The following is a 20894-nucleotide window of genomic DNA, read 5'->3' on the forward strand; positions in this document are numbered from 1 at the left end:
CCAATTCCCCCGGAAGGTGCGCCCTCATGACTGACTTCGACCCGGCCAACTTCGCCAACGTCGGCCCCAAGGAGTTCGCGCAGCTGGTCAAGTCCACCCCCGACGACAAGATCGCCGAGGTGATGTCCGGTGACCTGCGCGGCAAGATCCTCAGCGAGGTCTTCGGCCGGATGCCGCAGCTGTTCCGCGCCGACCGGGCCGGCTCGACCAACGCGGTCATCCACTGGAACATCACCGGCCGCCCCGACGGTGGCACCGACACCTACGAGGTCGTCATCGCCGACGGCACCTGCACGGTCAACGAGACCCCGCAGCACGACCCGAAGCTGAGCCTCACCATGGGCCCGGTCGAGTTCCTCAAGACCGTCTCCGGTGGCGCCAACCCGGTCATGATGTTCATGACCGGCAAGCTGAAGGCCAAGGGCGACCTGGGCCTCGCCGCCAACATCGCCAACCTGTTCGACATCCCCAAGGCCTGACATGGCCGAGTTCTCGCTTGACCTGACCGAGGAACAGCGGGACCTACGCGACTGGGTGCACGGCTTCGCCGCCGAGGTCGTGCGCCCGGCCGCGGCCGAGTGGGACGCGCGGGAGGAGACTCCCTGGCCGATCATCCAGGAGGCCGCCAAGGTCGGCCTCTACGGCTTCGAGTTCCTCGCCACCTGCTGGGCCGACCCCACCGGGCTCTCCCTGCCCATCGCCAGCGAGGAGCTCTTCTGGGGTGACGCCGGCATCGGCCTGAGCATCTTCGGCACCGGTCTCGCCGTCGCCGCCATCTACGGCGCCGGCACGCCCGACCAACTCGTCGAGTGGGTGCCGCAGTGCTTCGGCGACATCGACTCCCCGGCCGTCGCGGCGTTCTGCACCAGCGAGCCGGAGGCCGGCTCCGATGTCGGCGCGATGCGGACGCGGGCCGTCTACGACGAGGCCACCGACGAGTGGGTGCTGCGCGGGCAGAAGGCGTACGCCACCAACGGCGGCATCGCCGGAGTGCACGTGGTCACCGCCTCGGTCGACCCCGAGCTGGGGTCGCGGGGGCAGGCGGCGTTCGTCGTCCCGCCCGGCACCGCCGGGCTCAGCGCCACCCGCAAGCTACGCAAGCTGGGTCTGCGCGCGTCGCACACCGCCGACGTCTTCCTCGACGACGTACGGGTGCCCGGGCGCTGCCTGCTCGGCGGCAAGGACGCCCTCGACGAGCGGCTGGCCCGGGCCCGTTCCGGGCAGCGCGCCTCCGGTCAGGCCGCGATGCGCACCTTCGAGCTGTCCCGGCCCACCGTCGGCGCGCAGGCGCTCGGCGTGGCCCGCGCCGCCTACGAGTACGCGCTGGACTACGCCAAGGAGCGGGTCCAGTTCGGACGCCCGATCATCGAGAACCAGGCCGTCGCGTTCGCGCTGGCCGACATGAAGATGGAGATCGACGCGGCCCGGCTGCTGGTCTGGCGCGCATCCTGGATGGGGCGCAACAACCGGCCCTTCACGGCCGGCGAGGGTTCGATGTCCAAGCTGAAGGCCGGCGAGGTGGCCGTCGCGGTCACCGACAAGGCCGTGCAGCTGCTCGGCGGCGCGGGTTTCCTGCGGGACCATCCGGTCGAGCGCTGGTACCGGGACGCCAAGATCTACACGATCTTCGAGGGCACCTCCGAGATCCAGCGGCTCGTCATCTCCCGGGCCATCTCCGGCGTCCAGATCCGCTGAGCCGAGCCGGCCCGGCCGGTCCACGGCTGCACCGTTCGTCGACGAAGGGCCCCCGGCATCGGGGGCCCTTCGCGTACCGCCGAAGGAGGCCAGTGGCATGGACCTGCCGTTCGTCGTCGCCACCCTGACCCGCCGCGGATTGCTCACCCCCGGCCGGCCGATCCGGGTCGCCTCCCAGCTCAACGCGCTACGCCGGTGGGGATGGAGTCTCGCCGGCGAGCTGCGCCAGGCCGCCGCCCGGGACCCGGGCCGCACCGCGGTCATCGACGAGCAGGGCGCCGAGCTGACGTACGCCGAGCTGCTCGACCGGTCCGAGGCGCTGGCCCGGGCGCTGCGCGCGGCGTACGGCCTGCACGCCGGGGAGCGGATCGGGGTGCTCTGCCGCAACCACCACGGCCTGATCGAGTCGATCGTCGCCGCCACCCTGCTCGGGGTCGACGCCGTCCTGGTGAACACCGGGCTATCGGCGGCGCAGCTCGCGACCGTCGCCGACGAACAGCGGCTGCGGGTGCTGGTGCACGACGACGAGTTCGCCGAGCGGCTGCTGGGCCTCCCCGACGAACTGCCCCGCCTCGACGAGCGGGCCCGCGAGGAGTTGAGGGTCAACGCCCTGCCCGGCTCGCTGACCCCGCCGGAGCGCGACGGCCGGATCATCGTCCTCACCTCGGGCACCACCGGAGCGCCGAAGGGCGCACGACGACCCACCCCGAACGGCTTCGGCCCGCTGGTCGCCATCATCGACCGCATCCCGCTGCACGTCCGGGACCGGGTGCTGATCGCCGCCCCGATCTTCCACACCTGGGGTTTCGCCGCTCTTCAGGTGTGCTTCGCGCTGCGCGCCACGATCGTCCTGCACCGCCGCTTCGACCCGGCCGCCACGCTGGCCGCCCTCGTGACGCACCGGTGCGACGCGCTCTTCGCCGTACCCGTGATGGTGCAGCGACTGATGGAGGTGCCGGCGCCGGACCCGAAACCCCGGCTGAAGGTCGTCGCGGTCAGCGGGTCCGCGCTGCCCGGCGGTCTCGCCACCGCCTTCATGGACACGTACGGCGACGTCGTCTACAACCTGTACGGCTCCACGGAGGTCTCGTGGGCGTCCATCGCCGGCCCGGCGGAACTGCGCGCCGCCCCCACGACCGCCGGCCGTCCCCCGCACGGCACCCGGGTCGCCATCCTCGACGTGGTCGGCGAGCCGGTGCCGCGCGGCCAGGTCGGCCGGATCTTCGTCGGCAACGAGATGCTCTTCGAGGGCTACACCTCCGGGGCGGACCGGGAACGCCACGACGGCCTGGTCGACACCGGCGACCTCGGCCGGATGAACAGCGACGGCCTGCTCTTCGTCGACGGCCGCGCCGACGACATGATCGTCTCCGGTGGCGAGAACGTCTTCCCGTCCGAAGTGGAGCACCTGCTCGCACAGCTCCCCCAGATCCGCGAGGCGGCCGTGATCGGCGTGCCGGACGCCGAGTACGGGCAGCGGCTCGCCGCGTTCCTCGCGCTGCACCCCGGCGAGACGCTCGACCCGGACGCGGTCCGCGAGTACGTGCGGCACTACCTGGCCCGCTTCTCGGTGCCCCGGGACGTGGTGTTCGTGAAGTACCTGCCGCGCAACGCCACCGGCAAGGTGCTCGCCCGGGAACTACGCCGCTACTACGACTGACCCCCTCCACGCTCAGTCTCGTCGACGCCCTGCTCGGGCTGAACCTCGGCTGGATCGTCGCGCTGGCCGCCAGGATCAACTTCTCCGTCGCCAGATCCGCGGCCGCCTCGCCGCCGCCCTGCGCGATGGTGTCGGCGAGTTGCCGGGCCTCCCGGACACCGTCCCGCACCTCGGCCAGCGGTTCGCTCGTACGCTCGTCCGCCGCCCGCGCCCGGGCCGCCGCCTCCTCGACGATCTTCTCCATCTCGTCGACCTGTCGGCGCAGCTCCTCTTCCCGAGCTCGCTACCTGTCGTGCATGGACATCTCGCCACCTTCGGATCGGCTTCGACCTCCAGGCTGTGGCGGGCCCGGGACCACACCGACGGACGCGAATTCCTGACATGCGCGGAATTGCGGGCGAATCCACGGCGCCGGAGGAGGAATGAGTCGGCATCCCGATACGGCGTCGACACGAACGGCAGCGACATGCCGGCCCGGGAACCGGCGGACAGAACGGGTGGCTTGACGGCCGCCGATGGGTGCGGTCTCGCCCCGGCGGGCCGGACCGGTTCCGGGGACCGCGCGCTGCGCGCGGCCCGGTACCTACCGTTCAGCGGGGAATGACGATCCGGTCCTCGACCGCGGCGGCGGCGATGTCGGTGCGGTGGTGCGAACCGGGCAGGTCGATGCCGCGTACCAGCTCGTAGGCGGCCTCCCGAGCGGCGGCCAGGTCCGGGCCGGTGGCCGTACCGCAGAGGACCCGGCCCCCGGCGGAGCGCAGGGTGCCGTCGGCGTCGCGACGAGTGCCGGCGTGGATGACGCCCGGACGGTCGGCGCCGGTGATCACGTCGCCGGCGCGTGGCGTCGCCGGGTAGCCCTCGGCGGCGACCACGACGGTGACGGCGGCGCCGTCGCGCCAGCGCAGCGGCGGGTGCTCGGCCAGCGTGCCGGTGGCCGCGGCGTGCAGCAGCCCGCCGAGCGGCGTCTCCAGCAACGCGAGGACCACCTGCGTCTCCGGGTCACCGAAACGGGCGTTGAACTCGATCACCCGCGGGCCGGCGGCGGTGATCGCCAGGCCGACGTAGAGCAGGCCCGCGAACGGGGTGCCCCGGCGGCGCATCTCCGCCAGCGTCGGGTGGACGACGTCGCGCATCACCTCGTCGACCAGGCCGGGCGGGGCCCAGGGCAGGGGCGCGTACGCCCCCATGCCGCCGGTGTTCGGGCCGGTGTCGCCGTCGCCGACCCGCTTGAAGTCCTGCGCCGGCAGCAGCGGGACCGCCGCCTCGCCGTCGGTGACGACGAAGAGCGACACCTCCGGTCCGGCCAGGTACTCCTCGATCACCACCCGGCCGCACTCCCGCGCGTGCTCCTCGGCACTGGCGCGGTCGTCGGTGACGACGACGCCCTTACCGGCGGCGAGGCCGTCGTTCTTGACCACGTACGGCGCGCCGAACTCGGTCAGGGCGACGGCGACGCTGTCGGCGTCCGTGCAGGTGTACGCGCGGGCGGTCGGCACGCCGGCGGCGGTCATCACGTCCTTGGCGAACGCTTTCGAGCCCTCCAGCCGGGCGGCCTCGGCGGACGGGCCGAACACGGGGATGCCCTTGGCGCGTACGGCGTCGGCGACCCCCGCGACCAGCGGAGCCTCCGGCCCGACGACGACCAGGTCGACACCGGTCTCGACCGCCAACGCCGCGACGGCACCCGGATCGGCCGCCGCCACGTCCCGGATTTCGGCAAGCGCAGCGATGCCCGGATTCCCCGGAGCCGCAATCAGCGCCTCGACAGCCGGATCGGCCGCAAGCCCGAGCGCGAGCGCATGCTCCCGCCCCCCACCACCAAGAAGAAGAACCCGCACGAGCGGATCCTACCGACCCCCCACCTCGCTCCCGTTGATCATGGAGTTGGCGGGTGATCTGGAGATCAGCTCGCCCGCCAACTCCATGATCAACGCACGCGGACGGCGGCGATCGCGTTGCGGACGGTCCAGGGGATGTAGGCGGGGTCGAGGGTGTCCTGCCAGGTGAAGCGAAGGACCGTCCAGCCGGCGTTGACGAGTCGGTTCTGCCGGCGGCGGTCGGCGAAGACCGCCTCCGGCGTGCCGTGCGGGCCCTGGCCGTCCGCTTCGGCGATCACCCTGGGTGCGCGCCAGCCCAGGTCGCCGACGCCGAGCAGGTATCCGTCGTCGTCACGAACCTCCAGTTGCAAGGCGTCGGGCGGCACCCGGCCGTCGACGCAGCGCAGTCTCGTCCTCGTCTCCAGTGGCGATTGAGCCCGCCCGTCCGCCTCGGCCAGGTAGCTCCGTGCCGCCACCGCTCCCCGCCGACCCCGAATGAGGCGAGGGATGACGAGCAGGTCATCGTCAGTGACAAGCCCTCGGCTCAACGCGGAGTCGAGCACCGAGACCGCCGGGTATCGAGCGACCCGCAGAATCACCTCGGCCACGGTGACGAGTGGCGTCGTCGCCGGAAGACCATCGACTCCCACCACCTGACCGGGCGAGCGCTCGATCTGGTGCAGCACCACGTTCGGCGGGCCTGCCGACTGCGGTCGGCCGCGATTCCCCGGCAGGGCGACATGTATTTCGCTGCTCCGGGGCAGGCCGGCGATGCCGTGCAACTCTGCGGCCGTTCCGAGCACGGCGTGGGCGTGCCGCCCGAGCGACAGCAACGCGGCGCGGATCTCACACCGCCGAGACAGCTCGGCCCGAGGATCGTGGCCGACCAGGTAGACAGCGCGTGCGACAGGACGCCACCGGCCGGCCCCGGCCAGCCAGTCGATCTCGTTCCGACTGAACCCGGTCCGCAGCGCCTGCGCCCGGGTGATCAACCCGTCCTGCCGACCCAGGATCCTGCCCAACACCTCGTAACGATCCACGGGACATGACGGTGAACCACATCCACACTCACCGCGAGACCCTGTGGATAACCTCCACCCACCTGTGGACAACCGCCCGCCGAGCCCCGGTTGATCATGGGGTTAGCGGGTGCTTTAGAGATCAACTCGCCCGCTAACCCCATGATCAACGCGCGTGGCCGGGCGGCCGGGCGGCGGGCGGCGGGCGGCGGGCGGCGGGCGCGGGGGTTAGGGGAGGAGGGGGTGGCGGACTACGTTTTCTTCGCGGCCGGGGCCTACGCCGACGATGCTGACCTGGGTGCCGCAGAGTTCTTCGATGCGGGCGATGTAGCGGCGGGCAGCGTCCGGGAGCTCGTCCTCGGTTCTGGCCTTGGTGATGTCCTCCCACCAGCCGTCGAGTTCCTCGTAGACCGGGGTGGCGTGGTGGAAGTCGGTCTGCGTCATCGGCATGTCGTCGACCCGCCGGCCGTTGATCTCGTACCCGACGCAGATGGGCACCTTCGGCAGCCCGGTCAGCACGTCGAGCTTGGTGACCACCAGGTCGGTGACGCCGTTGAGGCGGCACGCGTACCGGGCGACGACCGCGTCGAACCAGCCGCACCGGCGCTCCCGGCCGGTCGTGGTGCCGTACTCGTGGCCGATCTTGCGCAGGTGCTGGCCGTTGTCGTCGAACAGCTCGGTGGGGAACGGCCCGGAGCCGACCCGCGTGGTGTACGCCTTGCTGACCGCGATGACCTTCGTGATGGCGGTCGGCGGGATGCCCGCGCCGACACACGCCCCGCCGGCCGTCGGGTTGGACGAGGTCACGAACGGGTACGTGCCGTGGTCCATGTCGAGCATCGTCGCCTGGGCGCCCTCGAGCAGGACGGTCTCGCCGCGGTCCAGCGCGTCCCAGAGCATCGCCCGGGTCTCCGCGATGTACGGCGTGAGCCGCTCGGCGTACCCCAGGTACTCCTCGACGGTCGCGTCGACGTCGATCGCCTTGCGGTTGTAGACCTTGAACAGGATCTGGTTCTTCTCGCGCAGGGCGAGTTCCAGCTTCTTGCGGAGGATGCCCGGGTCGAGCAGATCCTGCACGCGGATGCCCATGCGGGCGACCTTGTCGCCGTACGCGGGCCCGATCCCCCGGCCGGTGGTGCCGATGCGGGACGACCCGAGATAGCGCTCGACGACGCGGTCCAGCGCCCGGTGGTGGGGCATGATCAGGTGCGCGTCGCCGGAGATGCGCAGCCGGGAGACGTCCACACCGCGTTCGGCGAGCCCGTCGATCTCGGTGAGCAGCACCTTCGGGTCGACCACGACGCCGTTGCCGATGATGATCTTCGCGCTCGGCGAGAGGGCCCCCGAGGGCATCAGGTGCAGCGCGTACTTCTGCCCGTCCGGGGTGATCACGGTGTGACCGGCGTTGTTGCCGCCGGAGTAGCGCACGACGTAGTCGACCCGCTCACCCAGCAGGTCGGTAACCTTGCCCTTGCCCTCGTCGCCCCACTGGGCGCCGAGGAGCACGATCGCTGGCATCTTCTCCGCCTCCAGAAGGCTCGGGTGCCAGGTGGCGACCGGTCAGCGAGCCCGGGGTGTCAGGCTAACAAGTAGTGACGGCGCGACCGGCAGGGGTTCGCGCCGAGAGGCAGGAGGCTCCTACCCGTGTACGACGTGGTGCTGCTCACCCTCGGCTCGGAGCGGGACGCTCGCGGGGGCTGCGGCAGCGGCGACGCCTGCTGCGGTGGCGCCGGTGAGGCGGCCGGCAAGCCGGCCGAGGAACGCTGTGAGACGCCGCGCGTACCGGTGCTGGCCTGCGCGGACGCGTTGACCGCGCGGGGGGCGCGGGTGGAGACGGTAACCGCCCGCTCGGACGCGGAGATCGACGAGGTGCTCGCCCGCCTCGACGGCCCGCCCCGCCCGGACGGCCTCACGTGGCCCGACCCCGACTCCAAGACCCGACTCGTCGTCGCCACAGCCAGTGACGCACAGTTGCGCGCCGTCGTGCGCCGGCTCGTCCGGCGGTACGCCCCGCCGCCGAGCCGCCGGCCGGAGGACCTGCCGGCCAACCGGACCGTGCCAGACCTGCCGCCGGTCGGCGTACTCCCGCTCGACCCGGCCCGCAGCGGCGCGCACCGGGACCTGGCGGCGCAGCTCGGGCTGCCCCGCGACCCGGCGGCGGTGGCCGCCGCGGTGCTGGACGGCACACCCCGGCGGCTGGACCTGCTGCGCAACGACGGCGGCTCGGTGACGCTGGACGGCGCGCTGCTCGGCGCGGCCGACGAGGGCGGCCGGCCGCTGCACTGGCGGGGGCGGGTCGAGGTCGACGACACGATCCTCTCGGCCGGTGACGACCCGCTGCTGGCGTGCGCGGTCGGCAACGCCGGCGGGTACGCCGGCCTGGACGACGTGGCGCTGCTCGCGGCCCCGGACCCGACCGACGGTCTGGTCGAGGTCGCGGTGGCCGTCCCGGTGGTCACCCGGTCCCGCTGGGGTCGCAAGCGGGTACGCCTGGAGGTCCGCCGCGCCCGTGGGCGGGCGGTGGCCGTGGTGCCGCGCGAGGGCAGCGTCCCGTTCGTCGACGACGGCGCAGAGGGCACGCTGAGCCGCAAGCGGTCCTGGTGGACCGAGCCGGGTGCCTGGGCGGTGTGGTCGGCCTGACCCGGTCCCGGCGATCCGATCCGGCCGGCCCCGGGGGCCTATCCTCGGCAGGAGGAATGGGGAGGACTCGTGGTGGACGAGAACGCCGACCGGTCGTACGCGCCCGGCCAGCAGCCGGTGCCCGAGCGGGACATCGAACCACTGTGGCCCGCAGCGCAGGCGGAGGGGGCGCCGTCCTGGGCTCCGCCGGGCGTCCCCGGCCAGCCACCCCCGTCCGCCGGGCCGGGGGTGAGCGGCGGGGCGCAGGCCCCGGGTGGATGGGCGATGATCGGCCCGCCCGGAGCCGCCCGCCCGTGGACTCCGGACACCAACGACGACCCGACCGGCGCGTCGCCCGACGGGGGCGCGTCGTCCGGGTGGGCACCCCCCGGCACCGCGACCACCTGGTCGTCCGGCTGGGCGCCCGGAGGTGATCCGGCCCGGTGGGGCGGCCAGACCCCGCCGCCCCCACCGCCGCCCAGCACCACCCAGCCCGGCACCTATCCGTCCGGGGGCGGCTTCCCGGCGCCGGACGCCGGCGCCTGGAGCGGTCGGGCCGTCCCGCACCCTGCCCCGGATGCCGGTGCGGCCTCCGGCGGCACGGCCGCAGCTCCCGGCGGTCAGGTACCGGTCTCCGGCGCGGCGGCGGTGCCGGCGCCACGACCCGGGCAGCCCGCCGGGGTCGACCTCGACCTGCCGTTCAGTCTCGACCCGGCCGGTCCCGGCGGACCGGGCACCGGCGCTCCGGGCTCCGCCGAAGCGCGGGGCGGGACGTCGGCGCACGCGGAGGAGGGCTCCGCCGTGCCCGGCGCGACGGCAGCCGGCCGGGCGGGCGAGTCTCCCTGGGCCCAGCCCCCGCAGCGACCCGCGCCGACCGAGCCCCCCGGCCACTCGGGCACGGCATCGCCCGCCGAGCCGAGCCGCCCGGACGCCGGGGCGACCCCGCCGGCCCCCGCCTGGACGCCGCCGGCCGAGGCAGGCACGCCCACCGCGGCGTGGGGCGACGACGCCGGCGCGCAGCCGGTCGAGGCGGGCACGCCAGCCGCCGCGTGGGGCAACGACAGCGCCCCGCCCGCCCCCGCGTGGGCGGCACCGGCCGAAGCGGTCCCCGCCGCGACGCCGCCCGAGGCGGGCAGCCCCGGCGAGGCGGCTGCCGTGCCACCGCCGCCCGGCCCGTTCCCGCCCCAGCCCGGCTGGTATCCACCGCCGTGGCAGCAGAGCGCGGTGGCGCAGCCGGGGCAGTACCCGACACCGGAACCGGCGCCGCAGGCGGCGTGGAGCCCCGAGGTCGGCGCCCCGCCGACGGCGGAGGACTTCGCCCGGCGCCGGCAGGTGCGCCCCGCGGACCCGGTGGCCACGATGGGCGTCCGGGCGGTGGCGAACCGCATCGGGCTGCGCCTGCCGCCCGGCCGGCACGAGCAGGAGGTGCGGCGGGACATCGACATGGTCCGCCGCAACTTCGGTGGGCTACGGCAGGTGACCGTGGTCAACCCGAAGGGCGGCGCCGGCAAGACGGTCGCCATCCTGCTGCTCGCCATGACCTTCGGCCAGAAGCGCGGCGGTTACGTGCTGGCCTGGGACAACAACGAGACGCAGGGCACCCTGGGCATGCGCGCCCAGCAGGACTTCCACGCCCGGACCGTGCGGGACCTGCTGCGCGACCTGGGGCAGTTCCACGGCTCGCACGGGCGGGTCGGCGACCTGTCCCAGTACGTCCGCTCGCAGGGTGAGGGGATGTTCGACGTCCTCGCCTCGGACGAGTCGGCCACCGGCGGCGAGATGCTCACCGCCGCCGCGTTCGCCGAGATCCGTGAGGTGGTCAGCCGCTTCTACAAGCTGATCTTCGTGGACACCGGCAACAACGTCCGGGCACAGAACTGGCAGGCCGCGATGGACGCCACCGACCAGTTGGTGGTCACCATGTCGGCGCGGAACGACTCGGCCGAGACCGCTGCCCGGATGCTCGACCACCTGGAGCAGAGCGGGCGGCAGCGGCTGGTCCGGCAGGCGGTGACGGTGGTGTCGATGCCGCCGTCCCGCAAGGAGATCGACCTGCCGGCCATCCAGGAGCACTTCTCGGCGCGGACCCGGGCGGTGCTGCTGGCCCCGTACGAGCGGCTCATCGACACCGGCGAGCCGATCCGGTACGGCGCACTCTCCTCGGCCACCCGCGACGCCTGGCTCAAGATCGCCGCAGCGGTCGCCGAGGGTCTCTAGCGCCTGACGCGCGCCGAGGGCCGGCCACGCACCCGGCTGGCCCTCGGCGGTGGGTCAGTTGCTGGCCAGGGCGTCCGCCGCGGCCGGGTCGCAGTCGCGGAGGAACTGGGCGCAACGGGCCGCCTCGTCCGCCTCGCCGATCGCGTCGGCGGCCCGGGACAGCACGTAGAGGCAGCGCAGGAAGCCCCGGTTCGGCTCGTGCGACCACGGCACCGGGCCGTGCCCCTTCCAGCCGCTGCGGCGCAGCTGGTCGAGGCCCCGGTGGTAGCCGGTGCGGGCGTACGCGTACGCCGGGACGACCTGGCCCGCCGCGAAGGCGCGGGCCGCCAGCGCGGCCCAGGCTGCGCTGAAGGTCGGGAAACGCGCCGCCACCTCGGCGAACGCCTCGTCGCTGCCGGTCTCCTCGGCGGCGGCCAGGGCAGCTTCGGCCTCGTCGTGCGCGGGCAGGAGGGTGGCCGGTGGCTCCGGCAAGAGGTTCTGCATCGCCCCATTCAACCCGCTTCGCGACGCGACACGCGAGAGGGTTGGCGGAGCCGGTTGGCTGAACGGGTGAGGAGTTGGTCACGCCTGCGGCCCATGCCGGAGCGGGATATTTTCCACTACAACTATTGGTCCGGAGCCTCCCCAGGACCCGGTTCAGCAGGAGCCCGGTGGCCACGCCACCGGGCTCCTGCCCTTGGAGGCCGGGCGCGCCCGGGTGGTTTGGCGGGTTGCCGGGACCGGGCAGGATGATCCGGTGCCGACCCCACCACCCGCGGACGTCATCGAGCCGCACATCTGCACCGACGAGGTCGAGACCCGCACCGAGCTCGACCGGCGGCTGGCCACCGGCAGCCTCGCCGGGCTGACCGTGCAGGGGCTCCGGCTCGACCTCGACCCTCCCGACCTCAGCGGCGTGGCCGTCGCCGGCACGCTCTTCGTCGGCTGCCGGTTCGCCTCCCGGGAGGTCGGTGCCGACCTGGTCCGGCGCGGTGCGAACGTGGTGCCGCCCTTCTCCGGGCTGCCCTACCCGACACAGCCGTCGCACCTGTACACGCCGGAGGACCTGGCCGCCGGGTTCGCCGACGGCGGCTTCGACGGCATGTACGACACCCGCGTGTACGCGCACTTCCGCGCGCACGGCGGTGCCTTGCCGGACGTCCGCGAGGCGCTCGGCCAGCGGCTGCACGACCACGGTGTGGACAACGCCCTCGCCGACGCCACCCGTGCCTGGCTCACCACGCACGGCCCGCAGTCGGTGGTCGGCATCATGGGCGGGCACGCTGTGCCGCGGGGCAGCACGCCGTACCGGATGGCGGCGGTGCTGGGTCGTGAGCTGGCCCGGGCCGACCGCCTGGTGGTCACCGGCGGCGGGCCCGGCGTGATGGAGGCGGCGAACCTCGGGGCGTACCTCGCGCTGCGGCCGGCCGTCGACCTGGACGCGGCGATCGACCTGCTGGCGGAGGCGCCCGACTTCACCGACCACGACCGCTACACGGCGGCGGCGCTGCGCGTCCGGCAGCTGTTCGGTGCGGCGCTGCCGCCGCCGGCCGGCACCGGCGACGCGGCCAGCCGGTCCCGCGCCGATTCGGCCGCCCTGGCGGCCGGCGACCTGGACTGGGCGCGCAGCGGCGGGCTCGCCATCCCGACCTGGCTGTACGGGCACGAGCCGGCGAACCTGTTCGCCGGGCGGATCGCCAAGTACTTCTCGAACGCCATCCGGGAGGACACCATCCTGCGGCTGGCCCGGGGCGGGATCGTGTTCGCGCCCGGCCGGGCCGGCACCGTGCAGGAGGTGTTCCAGGCGGCGACGAAGACCTACTACGGCACGGACGGGGCGAGCGGCGCGTACGTGTTCCTGGACCGCGCGTACTGGACCCGGGAGCTGCCGGTGGAGTCGCTGCTGCGCCCGCTGCTCGCCGCCTCCCCGTTCGGCGACCTCTCGCCCACCATCCACCTGACCGACGACGTCCGTGAGGCCGTCCGCCTGCTCACCGGGTCCTGAAGACGCGAGCGGCCGGCCCCCGTGAAGGGAGCCGGCCGCGGTACGCGTCAGCGCGTCACTTCATCTTGGTGCCGGTGGAGCGCAGGGCCTCGCAGGCCTCGACCACCCGGGCGGCCATGCCGGCCTCGGCGGCCTTGCCCCAGACCCGCGGGTCGTACATCTTCTTGTTGCCGACCTCGCCGTCGACCTTGAGCACGCCGTCGTAGTTGCGGAACATGTGGTCCGCGACCGGGCGGGTGAAGCAGTACTGGGTGTCGGTGTCGATGTTCATCTTCACCACGCCGTAGTCCAGCGCCTCACGGATCTCCGACAGCAGCGAGCCGGAGCCGCCGTGGAAGACCAGGCTGAGCGGCTTGTCCTTGCCGTACTTGCCGCCGACGGCCACCTGGATGTCGTGGAGCACCTCAGGGCGGAGCTTGACGTTGCCCGGCTTGTAGACGCCGTGCACGTTGCCGAAGGTCAGCGCCGCCATGTAGCGGCCCTTCTCGCCCAGGCCGAGCGCGTCGACCATGGCCAGGCCGTCCTCGACGGTGGTGTAGAGCTTCTCGTTGATGGCGTTCTCGACGCCGTCCTCCTCGCCACCGACGACGCCGACCTCGATCTCCAGGACGATCTTGCCCTTGGCGGCCTCACCGAGGAGCTGCTCGGCGATCTCCAGGTTCTCCGCGACCGGCACCGCCGAGCCGTCCCACATGTGCGACTGGAACAGCGGCTCCTGCCCGTTCTTGACGCGCTCCTGGGAGATGCCCATCAACGGCCGGACGAACTTGTCCAGCTTGTCCTTCGGGCAGTGGTCGGTGTGCAGGGCGATGTTCACCGGGTAGTTCTTCGCCACCTCGCGGGCGTACAGGGCGAAGGCGGTCGCGCCGGTGACCATGTCCTTCACCGACGGGCCGGACAGGTACTCGGCGCCACCGGTGGAGACCTGGATGATGCCGTCGCTCTCCGCGTCGGCGAAGCCCTTCAGCGCCGCGTTGAGGGTCTGCGACGAGGTCACGTTGATCGCGGGGTACGCGAACCGGCCTGCCTTGGCCCGGTCCAGCATCTCCGCGTAGGCCTCGGGGGAAGCGATGGGCATGTCGAACGCTCCTTACTTACCGCTCTCGGCCGTCACCGGCCGCTGTTGTCCTTGGGTGCGCCGGACCGCGCTGTCCACCGCCGGCAGTATCCCGTAGAAGGCGGCGGCCGGCACAACCGACCCGGTGCGCGTGGTCATCGCCCTTCCAGACGGTCCGGCACGACGACGCTGATCAGCCAGGTCACGACGGCCATCACGATCGCGCCCCAGAAGGCCGCCCAGAAACCGTCCACCTGGAACGGAAGGTCCAGGACGCCGGCGATCCAGTCGGTGAGCAGGAAGAGCAGGGCGTTCACCACCAGCGCGAACAGCCCGAGGGTGAGCAGGTAGAAGACGCACCCCACCACCTTGATCAACGGCTTGAGCACGGCGTTGACCACACCGAAGATCAGCGCCACGACGACCAGGGTGAGGACCCTGTTCGCGCCGGACCGGCCACCCACCTCCACCCCGGGCACGATGAGCGTCGTGATCCAGAGCGCGACCGCGGTGATCGCCAGCCGGATCAGGAAGCCCATGTCACCATCGTGGCACCGGCGCATCGGACGGGGGGCGCCATTCCCGGTTTCCTGGTTCGTCCCGGCTCCGAGCGGGGACGGGAGTCAACCCGTACGGTGTGTGGGTAGCTGTCCGCACGAGATCCAGGGAGGGACGATGGGTCAGCCCGACGAGGACTTCGCCCCGAGCGACCACCTCGCTCCGGAGGAGCGGGACCTGGAGGCGGAGCCGGCCGACGCGGTCGAACAGGCCATGGTCGTCAACCCGGGCGAGGTCGACGTCGAGCCGCACCGCGGCCTGGAGGTCGACGACTGGGACGCCATGGAGCAGGCCCGGGTCGTCGCCGCCGACGAGGACGACTACCGCTGACACTTGGCAGGGCCGACCGGCCGGTGCCGCCCGGACCAGGGCGGTGCCGGCCGGATCCGTTCAGCGGGCGGGGTGACCGGGACGAGCACCGCACCAGGGGCGGTCGATGCCGTCACCTGGCGTGACGGCGGACCGACCCGTTGCGTTCGAGGTGGTCAGCTGTTCGGGCGAGGTTGCCGCTCCGGGGCGTCCGGGGGCAGCGGAGGTGCTTAAGGGCTCCTTAAGATCCCCACGCCAGCACCCCCCCGGCACCCCACCGAAGGATCCCCATGCTCAAGCACTCGACCCGGCGCTGGCTCGCCGGGATCGGCGTCGCAGGCGCGCTCGTCGCCGCCTCCGCCACCCCCGCCTCCGCCGAGGAGAGCGGGGGCGAGGTCTTCCTCTTCGCCAACAGCGTCCTTCTGGCACCCGGCGGCGCCCCGAAGTCCGTCACGCTGCACGCCTTCACCGAGGCATTCCCCGAGGACCTGACCGTCACGGTCGACAAGAGCAAGGTCACGGGCTTCGCCGACGTCAGCCTCACCGACACGCTGCCCGGTTGCACCGACACCGCCAGCACGATCACGTGCAAGTTCAAGGGCGAGGACGTCATCGACTACCTCCTCGACCTGACCGTCGAGGCCAAGGACTCGGCCGCGGCCGGCGACAAGGGCGACCTGACCTTCACCCTCGCCACCGAGGGTGAGGAGAGCGTCAGCACCACGGCCACCGTCGAGATCGGCGAGGGTATCGATCTGAAGGCGCAGGAGAGCTTCGCCTTCTCCGGCGCGCCGGGCACCTCGGCGAAGTCCCCGCTCGGCGTGACGAACATCGGTAAGACGACTGCCCGCGACGCGGTGCTGTTCTTCGCCATGACTCCGGGCCTCGTTCCGGCGCAGCGCCACTCGAACTGCTCCTACCTCTTCGCGTTCGGCACCCACTTCGCCCGGTGCGGCATGGGCGAGATCGCACCGGGCGCCGTTCTCCAGCTGGGCGGCTCGGCCGCACTGAAGATCGCCGACGACGCCTGGGCGCCGGGCGAGCAGTACGGCGTGGCGGTGTGGTTCGGCAGCGGCGACTGGGCGGAGTTCGTGGCGGAGTTCCCCGTCCCTGCCGAGGAGTGGGAGAAGGGTAGCGGCAGCGCCCTGGAACTGGTGCCCGCCGTGACGTCCGCCGCTCGAGGGCTCAAGCAGGTCGACACCGACCCGTCCAACAACGCCACCGAAATCTCGGCGACCGTCAAGGGCTACCAGCGCGCCGACGCCGCCGTCACCGGCGCGGAGGTCGCCGGCACGGTCGGCAGGACGGTGACCGCGAAGGTCGGTTTCGTGAACAACGGCCCCGCCATGATCAACGCGTACATGCCGGGTGAGCAGACCACCGCCGCGCAGGTCACCATCCCCGCGGGTGCGACCGTCGTGGCCGTTCCGGAGCAGTGCGCCCCGGTCAAGGGCGACGACATCGGCGGGTTCGGCGAGCCCGGCGGACGCGTCTACTTCTGCGAGTGGTTCGACCTGCTGCGCAAGGGTGACGCCGCCGTCCTCGAGTTCGGCCTGCGGATCGACAAGCTCTCCGGCGCCGCCGGCTCCGTCGAGCTGCTGCACTTCAGCCTCGGCGAGGACGACAGTCCCGTCGCCGACCTGAACCCCAAGAACGACGTCGCTCCGTTCGCCCTCAAGGGCGCCTCCGGCGGGGGCGGCGGTGACGGGGACGACCCGACCCTGCCGATCACCGGTGACTCGACCACCCTGGTGACCGTCGTCGGCGGCCTGCTGCTCCTCGCCGGCGCCGCCGGCTACGTGGTGGCCCGCCGCCGCCGGACCCGCTTCGTGGCCTGACACCTCCCACCACCCGGTGCCCCGTCGACCTCCCGGTCGGCGGGGCACCGCCATTTCCGCAGCCGGCCAAAACGGGACGACACAAGATCGACGAGGCTGACACCATGGGCGGCGTGCTGCTCACCCTCACCACCACCCACCGGCCGGCGACCGACCTCGGTCACCTGCTGGTGAAGCACCCGGACCGGGCGCACTCCTTCGACGTGCCCGTCGGCACCGCGCACGTGTTCTACCCGGAGGCCGACGAGGAGCGTTGCACCGCCGCCCTGCTGCTCGACGTCGACCCGCTGCGCCTGACCGGCCCGCGGGGCAAGGGCCGGCAGGCGGCACCGACGCCCGACAGCTTCACCCTCGGGCGGTACGTCAACGACCGGCCGTACGCGGCGTCCAGCCTGCTCTCCTCGGCCCTGTCCCGGGTGTTCCGCTCGGCGCTGCGCGGCGAGTCACGGGACCGGCCGGAGCTGGCGCGTACGGCCGTCCCGCTGGAGGTCCGCGTGCCGGTGCTGCGCTGCCGGGGTGGCGCGGACGTCGCGGCCCGGATGTTCGGCCCGCTCGGCTGGACGGTGGCCGCCACCCCGATCCCCCTCGACGAGACGTACCCCGAGTGGGGCGACAGCCGGTACGTGGACCTCACGCTGACCGGCACGCTTCGGGTCGCCGACGCCCTCAACCACCTGTACGTGCTGCTGCCCGTACTGGACGACGCGAAGCACTACTGGGTGGCCCCGGACGAGGTGGACAAGCTGCTCCGGGCCGGCGCGGGCTGGCTGGCCGACCACCCCGAGCGGGCGATGATCAGCCGGCGCTACCTGGCGCACCGACGGGCGCTGGCCGGGCTGGCGCTGGCCCGCCTCGCCGAGCAGCGGCTCGTCGACGAGCCGGCCGCCGCCGACCCGGACAACGTGGACGAGCCCGCCGAGGCGGTGTCGGCCCGGCCGTCGCTCGCCGTACGCCGGCGGGAGGCCGTCCTCGCGGCGCTGGCCGAGGCCGGCGCGAGCCGCGTGCTGGACCTGGGCTGCGGCGGCGGGGCGCTGCTCGCGGCGCTGGTGGGCGACCGGCGGTTCACCGAGATCGTCGGCACCGACGTCTCCACCCAGGCACTGGCCCTCGCCGCGCGACGGCTGCGGCTGGACCGACTGCCGGAGCGGCAGCGCGACCGGATCCGGCTCTGGCAGTCCGCGCTGACCTACCGGGACGACCGGCTGCGCGGGTACGACGCGGCGGTGCTGATGGAGGTCATCGAGCACGTGGACCCGCCCCGGCTGCCCGCGCTGGAGGACACCGTGTTCGGCCACGCCCGACCGCACACGGTCGTCGTGACCACCCCGAACGTGGAGCACAACGTGCGCTACGAGGGCCTGCCCGCCGGCCGCTTCCGGCACGCCGACCACCGGTTCGAGTGGACCCGCGCCGAGTTCGCCGGCTGGGCCGCCCGCGTCGGTTCCACGTACGGCTACACCGTCGTCCTGCGGGGTGTCGGCGACGACGACCCCGAGGTGGGCGCACCGACCCAGCTCGCCGTGTTCACCCGGACGGAGGCCGACCGATGACCGTCCTCGACATCCCCGAGCTGGCCCTGGTCGCGCTGGTCGGGATCTCCGGCTCGGGCAAGTCCACCTTCGCCGGCCGGCACTTCGCGCCGACGCAGGTGCTCTCGTCCGACGCCTTCCGCGGGATGGTCGCCGACGACGAGAACGACCAGTCGGCGTCCGCCGACGCGTTCGACGTGCTGCACTACGTCGCCGGCAAGCGGCTGCGGGCCGGCCGGCTGACCGTGGTCGACGCGACGAACCTCCAGCCGCACGCGCGGGCCGCCCTGGTCCGGGTGGCGCGGGAGCACGACGTGCTGCCGGTCGCGATCGTGCTGGAGGTGCCCGAGGCGCTGGCGTGGGAGCGTACGCAGTCGCGCGCCGACCGCACCTTCGGGCGGCCGGTGCTGGCCCGGATGCAGCGGGACCTGCGGCGCGCGTACGGGCAGCTCGCCCGCGAGGGCTTCCGGAAGGTGCACGTGCTGCGCGGGGTCGAGGAGATCGAGGCCGCGCAGATCCGCTACGAGAAGCTCTTCAACGACCGGCGGGAGCTGACCGGGCCGTTCGACATCGTCGGCGACGTGCACGGCTGCCGGGCCGAGCTGGAGGCCCTGCTGGTCCGGCTCGGCTGGGAGCTGGTGCGGGACGACGCCGGCCGGCCGGTGGACGCGACGCACCCGTCGGGGCGTACCGCGGTCTTCGTCGGTGACCTGGTGGACCGCGGCCCGGACTCGCCGGGCGTGCTCCGCCTGGTGATGGGCATGGTCGCGGCCGGGCACGCGCTCTGCGTGCCCGGCAACCACGAGCAGAAGCTGCTGCGCAAGCTGCGCGGGCGGGACGTGCGGCTCACCCACGGCCTGGCGGAGACGATGGCCCAGCTCGCCGCCGAGCCGGAGGCGTTCGCGGCCGAGGTGGCGGCGTTCGTCGACGGCCTGGTCAGCCACTACGTGCTGGACGGCGGCCGGCTGGTGGTCGCGCACGCCGGCCTGAAGGAGGAGTACCAGGGCCGCGCGTCCGGCCGGGTCCGCGCGTTCGCGCTGTTCGGGGAGACGACCGGCGAGACCGACGAGTACGGGCTGCCGGTGCGCTACCCGTGGGCACGGGAGTACCGGGGGTCCGCGACGGTCGTGTACGGGCACACGCCCACCCCGGAGCCGGAGTGGGTGAACAACACCATCTGCATCGACACCGGATGCGTGTTCGGCGGCCGGCTCACGGCGCTGCGCTACCCGGAGCGGGAGCTGGTCTCGGTGCCGGCGGAGCGGGAGTGGTACGCGCCGGCCCGCCCGCTGACCGCCGCGCCGGCCCGTCCGGACGAGGTGCTGGAGCTGACCGACGCGACGGGCCGGCGGCACGTCGAGCACGCGTACGGGTCGCTGACCGTGCCGGCGGAGAACGCCACCGCGGCGCTGGAGGTGATGAGCCGCTTCGCCGTGGACCCGCACCGGCTGGTGTGGCTGCCGCCCACGATGGCGCCCTGCTCGACGTCGACCGTGGACGGCTTCCTGGAGCACCCGGCCGAGGCATTCGCCGACTACCGCGCGGCCGGCGTGGACCGGGTGGTCTGCGAGGAGAAGCACATGGGCTCGCGGGCGGTCGTCCTGGTCGACCGGGAGCCGGCGCTCGGGCCGTTCGGCGGCGGCGCGGTGTACACGCGGACCGGCCGGCCGTTCTTCGGGTCGCCGCTGGACGACGAGCTGCTCGCCCGGGTCCGGGCGGCGGTCGGCGCCGCCGGGCTCTGGGACGAGCTGGACACCGACTGGCTGCTGCTCGACTGCGAGCTGCTGCCCTGGTCGGCGAAGGCGGGTGGGCTGATCCGCGAGCAGTACGCGAGTGTCGGCGCCGCCGGCCGGGCCGCCCTGCCGGCGGCCCTGGCCGCGCTGGACGCCGCCACCGGGCGGGGCATCGACCTGGGTGAGCTGCGGGACCGGATGGCACGCCGCCGGGACGACGTGGCCGCGTACTCGGCGGCCTACCGGGCGTACGTGGGGCCGACCGACGGCCTGCGCGGGGTGGCCCTGGCGCCGTTCGCGGTGCTGGCCGGGGCGAAGTCGAGCTACGCGGACCGGGACCACGGCTGGCACCTCGACCTGGCCGACCGGCTCCACGCCGCCGACCCGGAGTTCGTGACGCCGACCCGCCGTCGGGTGGTCGACCTGTCCGACCCGGCGGCCGAGGCGGAGGCCACCGACTGGTGGCTGGCGCTCACCGCGGCCGGCGGCGAGGGCATGGTCGTCAAGCCGTACGCCGGGCTCGCGGCGCGGTCGGCGCGGGGGTCGCTGCTCCAGCCGGGCGTCAAGTGCCGGGGCCGGGAGTACCTGCGGATCATCTACGGTCCCGGCTACACCGAGCCGGACCAGCTGGCCCTGCTGCGGCGTCGGGCACTGGGCCGCAAGCGTGGCCTCGCCCTGCGGGAGCACGGCCTCGGGCTTGCCGCGCTGGACGCGCTGGTCGCCGGGGCACCGCTGTGGCGTCGCCACGAGCTGGTGTTCGCGATCCTCGCCTGCGAGTCCGAGCCGGTCGACCCGCGCCTGTAACCACCGGGGTGGCGGGGATCCACTCGACTTCCGTGAAGTCGGGGTGTCACGTGGC

At 73.4% G+C, this 20894-nt stretch carries 16 protein-coding genes; 10 read left to right on the plus strand and 6 right to left on the minus strand.

All coding sequences use genetic code 11. From position 1 onward, the window contains the following. The first annotated feature begins 26 nt into the window (after positions 1-26). The 3 genes from HCJ94_RS20260 (at position 27) to HCJ94_RS20270 (ending at position 3355) form a co-directional block, all read left to right on the plus strand. On the plus strand, positions 27-479 hold the full coding sequence (locus HCJ94_RS20260) for an SCP2 sterol-binding domain-containing protein (protein ID WP_168002603.1): 453 nt from the start codon (positions 27-29) through the stop codon (positions 477-479). A gap of 1 nt (position 480) precedes the next feature. Further along, entirely contained in the window at positions 481-1695 is a 1215-nt protein-coding gene (locus tag HCJ94_RS20265) for an acyl-CoA dehydrogenase family protein (RefSeq protein ID WP_168002604.1), read from the plus strand. A 97-nt stretch (positions 1696-1792) separates the two neighbouring features. Continuing rightward, positions 1793-3355, plus strand: a complete 1563-nt coding sequence (locus HCJ94_RS20270; protein ID WP_168002605.1) for an AMP-binding protein — start codon at positions 1793-1795, stop codon at positions 3353-3355. A gap of 590 nt (positions 3356-3945) precedes the next feature. Here HCJ94_RS20270 and purD read toward each other — a convergent pair. The 3 genes from purD to HCJ94_RS20285 form a co-directional block, all read right to left on the minus strand. Continuing rightward, positions 3946-5193 carry a phosphoribosylamine--glycine ligase gene (gene purD / locus HCJ94_RS20275; protein ID WP_168002606.1) on the minus strand — a complete coding sequence of 416 codons (1248 nt, stop codon included), beginning with the start codon at positions 5191-5193 and terminating at the stop codon, positions 3946-3948. 89 nt (positions 5194-5282) lie between these two features. After that, the gene (locus tag HCJ94_RS20280) at positions 5283-6212 is read right to left on the minus strand and encodes a type IV toxin-antitoxin system AbiEi family antitoxin (protein ID WP_168002607.1); all 930 of its coding nucleotides are present in this window, start codon (positions 6210-6212) and stop codon (positions 5283-5285) included. 207 nt (positions 6213-6419) lie between these two features. Then, the gene (locus tag HCJ94_RS20285; RefSeq protein ID WP_168002608.1) at positions 6420-7709 is read right to left on the minus strand and encodes an adenylosuccinate synthase; all 1290 of its coding nucleotides are present in this window, start codon (positions 7707-7709) and stop codon (positions 6420-6422) included. 126 nt (positions 7710-7835) lie between these two features. Between HCJ94_RS20285 and HCJ94_RS20290 the strand changes: the two genes are divergently transcribed. Together HCJ94_RS20290 and HCJ94_RS20295 are read left to right on the plus strand one after the other, a co-directional pair. After that, positions 7836-8831, plus strand: coding sequence for a diacylglycerol kinase family protein (locus tag HCJ94_RS20290; protein ID WP_168002609.1), 996 nt, complete (start codon positions 7836-7838; stop codon positions 8829-8831). A gap of 69 nt (positions 8832-8900) precedes the next feature. Continuing rightward, on the plus strand, positions 8901-11027 hold the full coding sequence (locus HCJ94_RS20295; RefSeq protein ID WP_168002610.1) for a chromosome partitioning protein: 2127 nt from the start codon (positions 8901-8903) through the stop codon (positions 11025-11027). Positions 11028-11081: 54 nt separating this feature from the next. On the opposite strand, the gene HCJ94_RS20300 is transcribed toward HCJ94_RS20295, so the two are convergent. After that, a complete protein-coding gene (locus HCJ94_RS20300; protein ID WP_168002611.1) occupies positions 11082-11510 on the minus strand; it encodes a DUF3151 domain-containing protein in 429 nt (142 codons plus the stop codon). A 253-nt stretch (positions 11511-11763) separates the two neighbouring features. Between HCJ94_RS20300 and HCJ94_RS20305 the strand changes: the two genes are divergently transcribed. After that, positions 11764-13011 carry an LOG family protein gene (locus tag HCJ94_RS20305; protein WP_309227353.1) on the plus strand — a complete coding sequence of 416 codons (1248 nt, stop codon included), beginning with the start codon at positions 11764-11766 and terminating at the stop codon, positions 13009-13011. Between the two features lie 55 nt (positions 13012-13066). Here the strand turns inward: HCJ94_RS20305 and fbaA are convergent, their stop codons facing one another. Together fbaA and HCJ94_RS20315 are read right to left on the minus strand one after the other, a co-directional pair. Further along, entirely contained in the window at positions 13067-14089 is a 1023-nt protein-coding gene (gene fbaA, locus HCJ94_RS20310; RefSeq protein ID WP_168002612.1) for a class II fructose-bisphosphate aldolase, read from the minus strand. Between the two features lie 134 nt (positions 14090-14223). After that, positions 14224-14607 (minus strand): phage holin family protein, encoded by a 384-nt coding sequence (locus HCJ94_RS20315; protein ID WP_168002613.1) that lies wholly within the window; start codon positions 14605-14607, stop codon positions 14224-14226. Between the two features lie 136 nt (positions 14608-14743). Here HCJ94_RS20315 and HCJ94_RS20320 point away from each other — a divergent pair, with 136 nt between their 5' ends. The 4 genes from HCJ94_RS20320 to HCJ94_RS20335 all read left to right on the plus strand — a co-directional run bounded on the left by HCJ94_RS20320 (position 14744) and on the right by HCJ94_RS20335 (position 20839). Beyond that, a complete protein-coding gene (locus tag HCJ94_RS20320; RefSeq protein ID WP_168002614.1) occupies positions 14744-14956 on the plus strand; it encodes a hypothetical protein in 213 nt (70 codons plus the stop codon). 269 nt (positions 14957-15225) lie between these two features. Next, positions 15226-16773, plus strand: a complete 1548-nt coding sequence (locus HCJ94_RS20325) for an LPXTG cell wall anchor domain-containing protein (protein WP_168002615.1) — start codon at positions 15226-15228, stop codon at positions 16771-16773. A 113-nt stretch (positions 16774-16886) separates the two neighbouring features. Then, the gene (locus tag HCJ94_RS20330; protein ID WP_168002624.1) at positions 16887-18323 is read left to right on the plus strand and encodes a 3' terminal RNA ribose 2'-O-methyltransferase Hen1; all 1437 of its coding nucleotides are present in this window, start codon (positions 16887-16889) and stop codon (positions 18321-18323) included. Then, positions 18320-20839, plus strand: a complete 2520-nt coding sequence (locus HCJ94_RS20335) for a polynucleotide kinase-phosphatase (protein ID WP_168002616.1) — start codon at positions 18320-18322, stop codon at positions 20837-20839. The genes HCJ94_RS20330 and HCJ94_RS20335 overlap by 4 nt, the downstream gene beginning before the upstream one ends. The last annotated feature ends 55 nt before the right edge of the window (positions 20840-20894 follow it).

It is taken from the genome of Micromonospora thermarum (genome assembly GCF_012034245.1).
In the GTDB taxonomy this organism is placed as follows: domain Bacteria; phylum Actinomycetota; class Actinomycetes; order Mycobacteriales; family Micromonosporaceae; genus Micromonospora; species Micromonospora thermarum.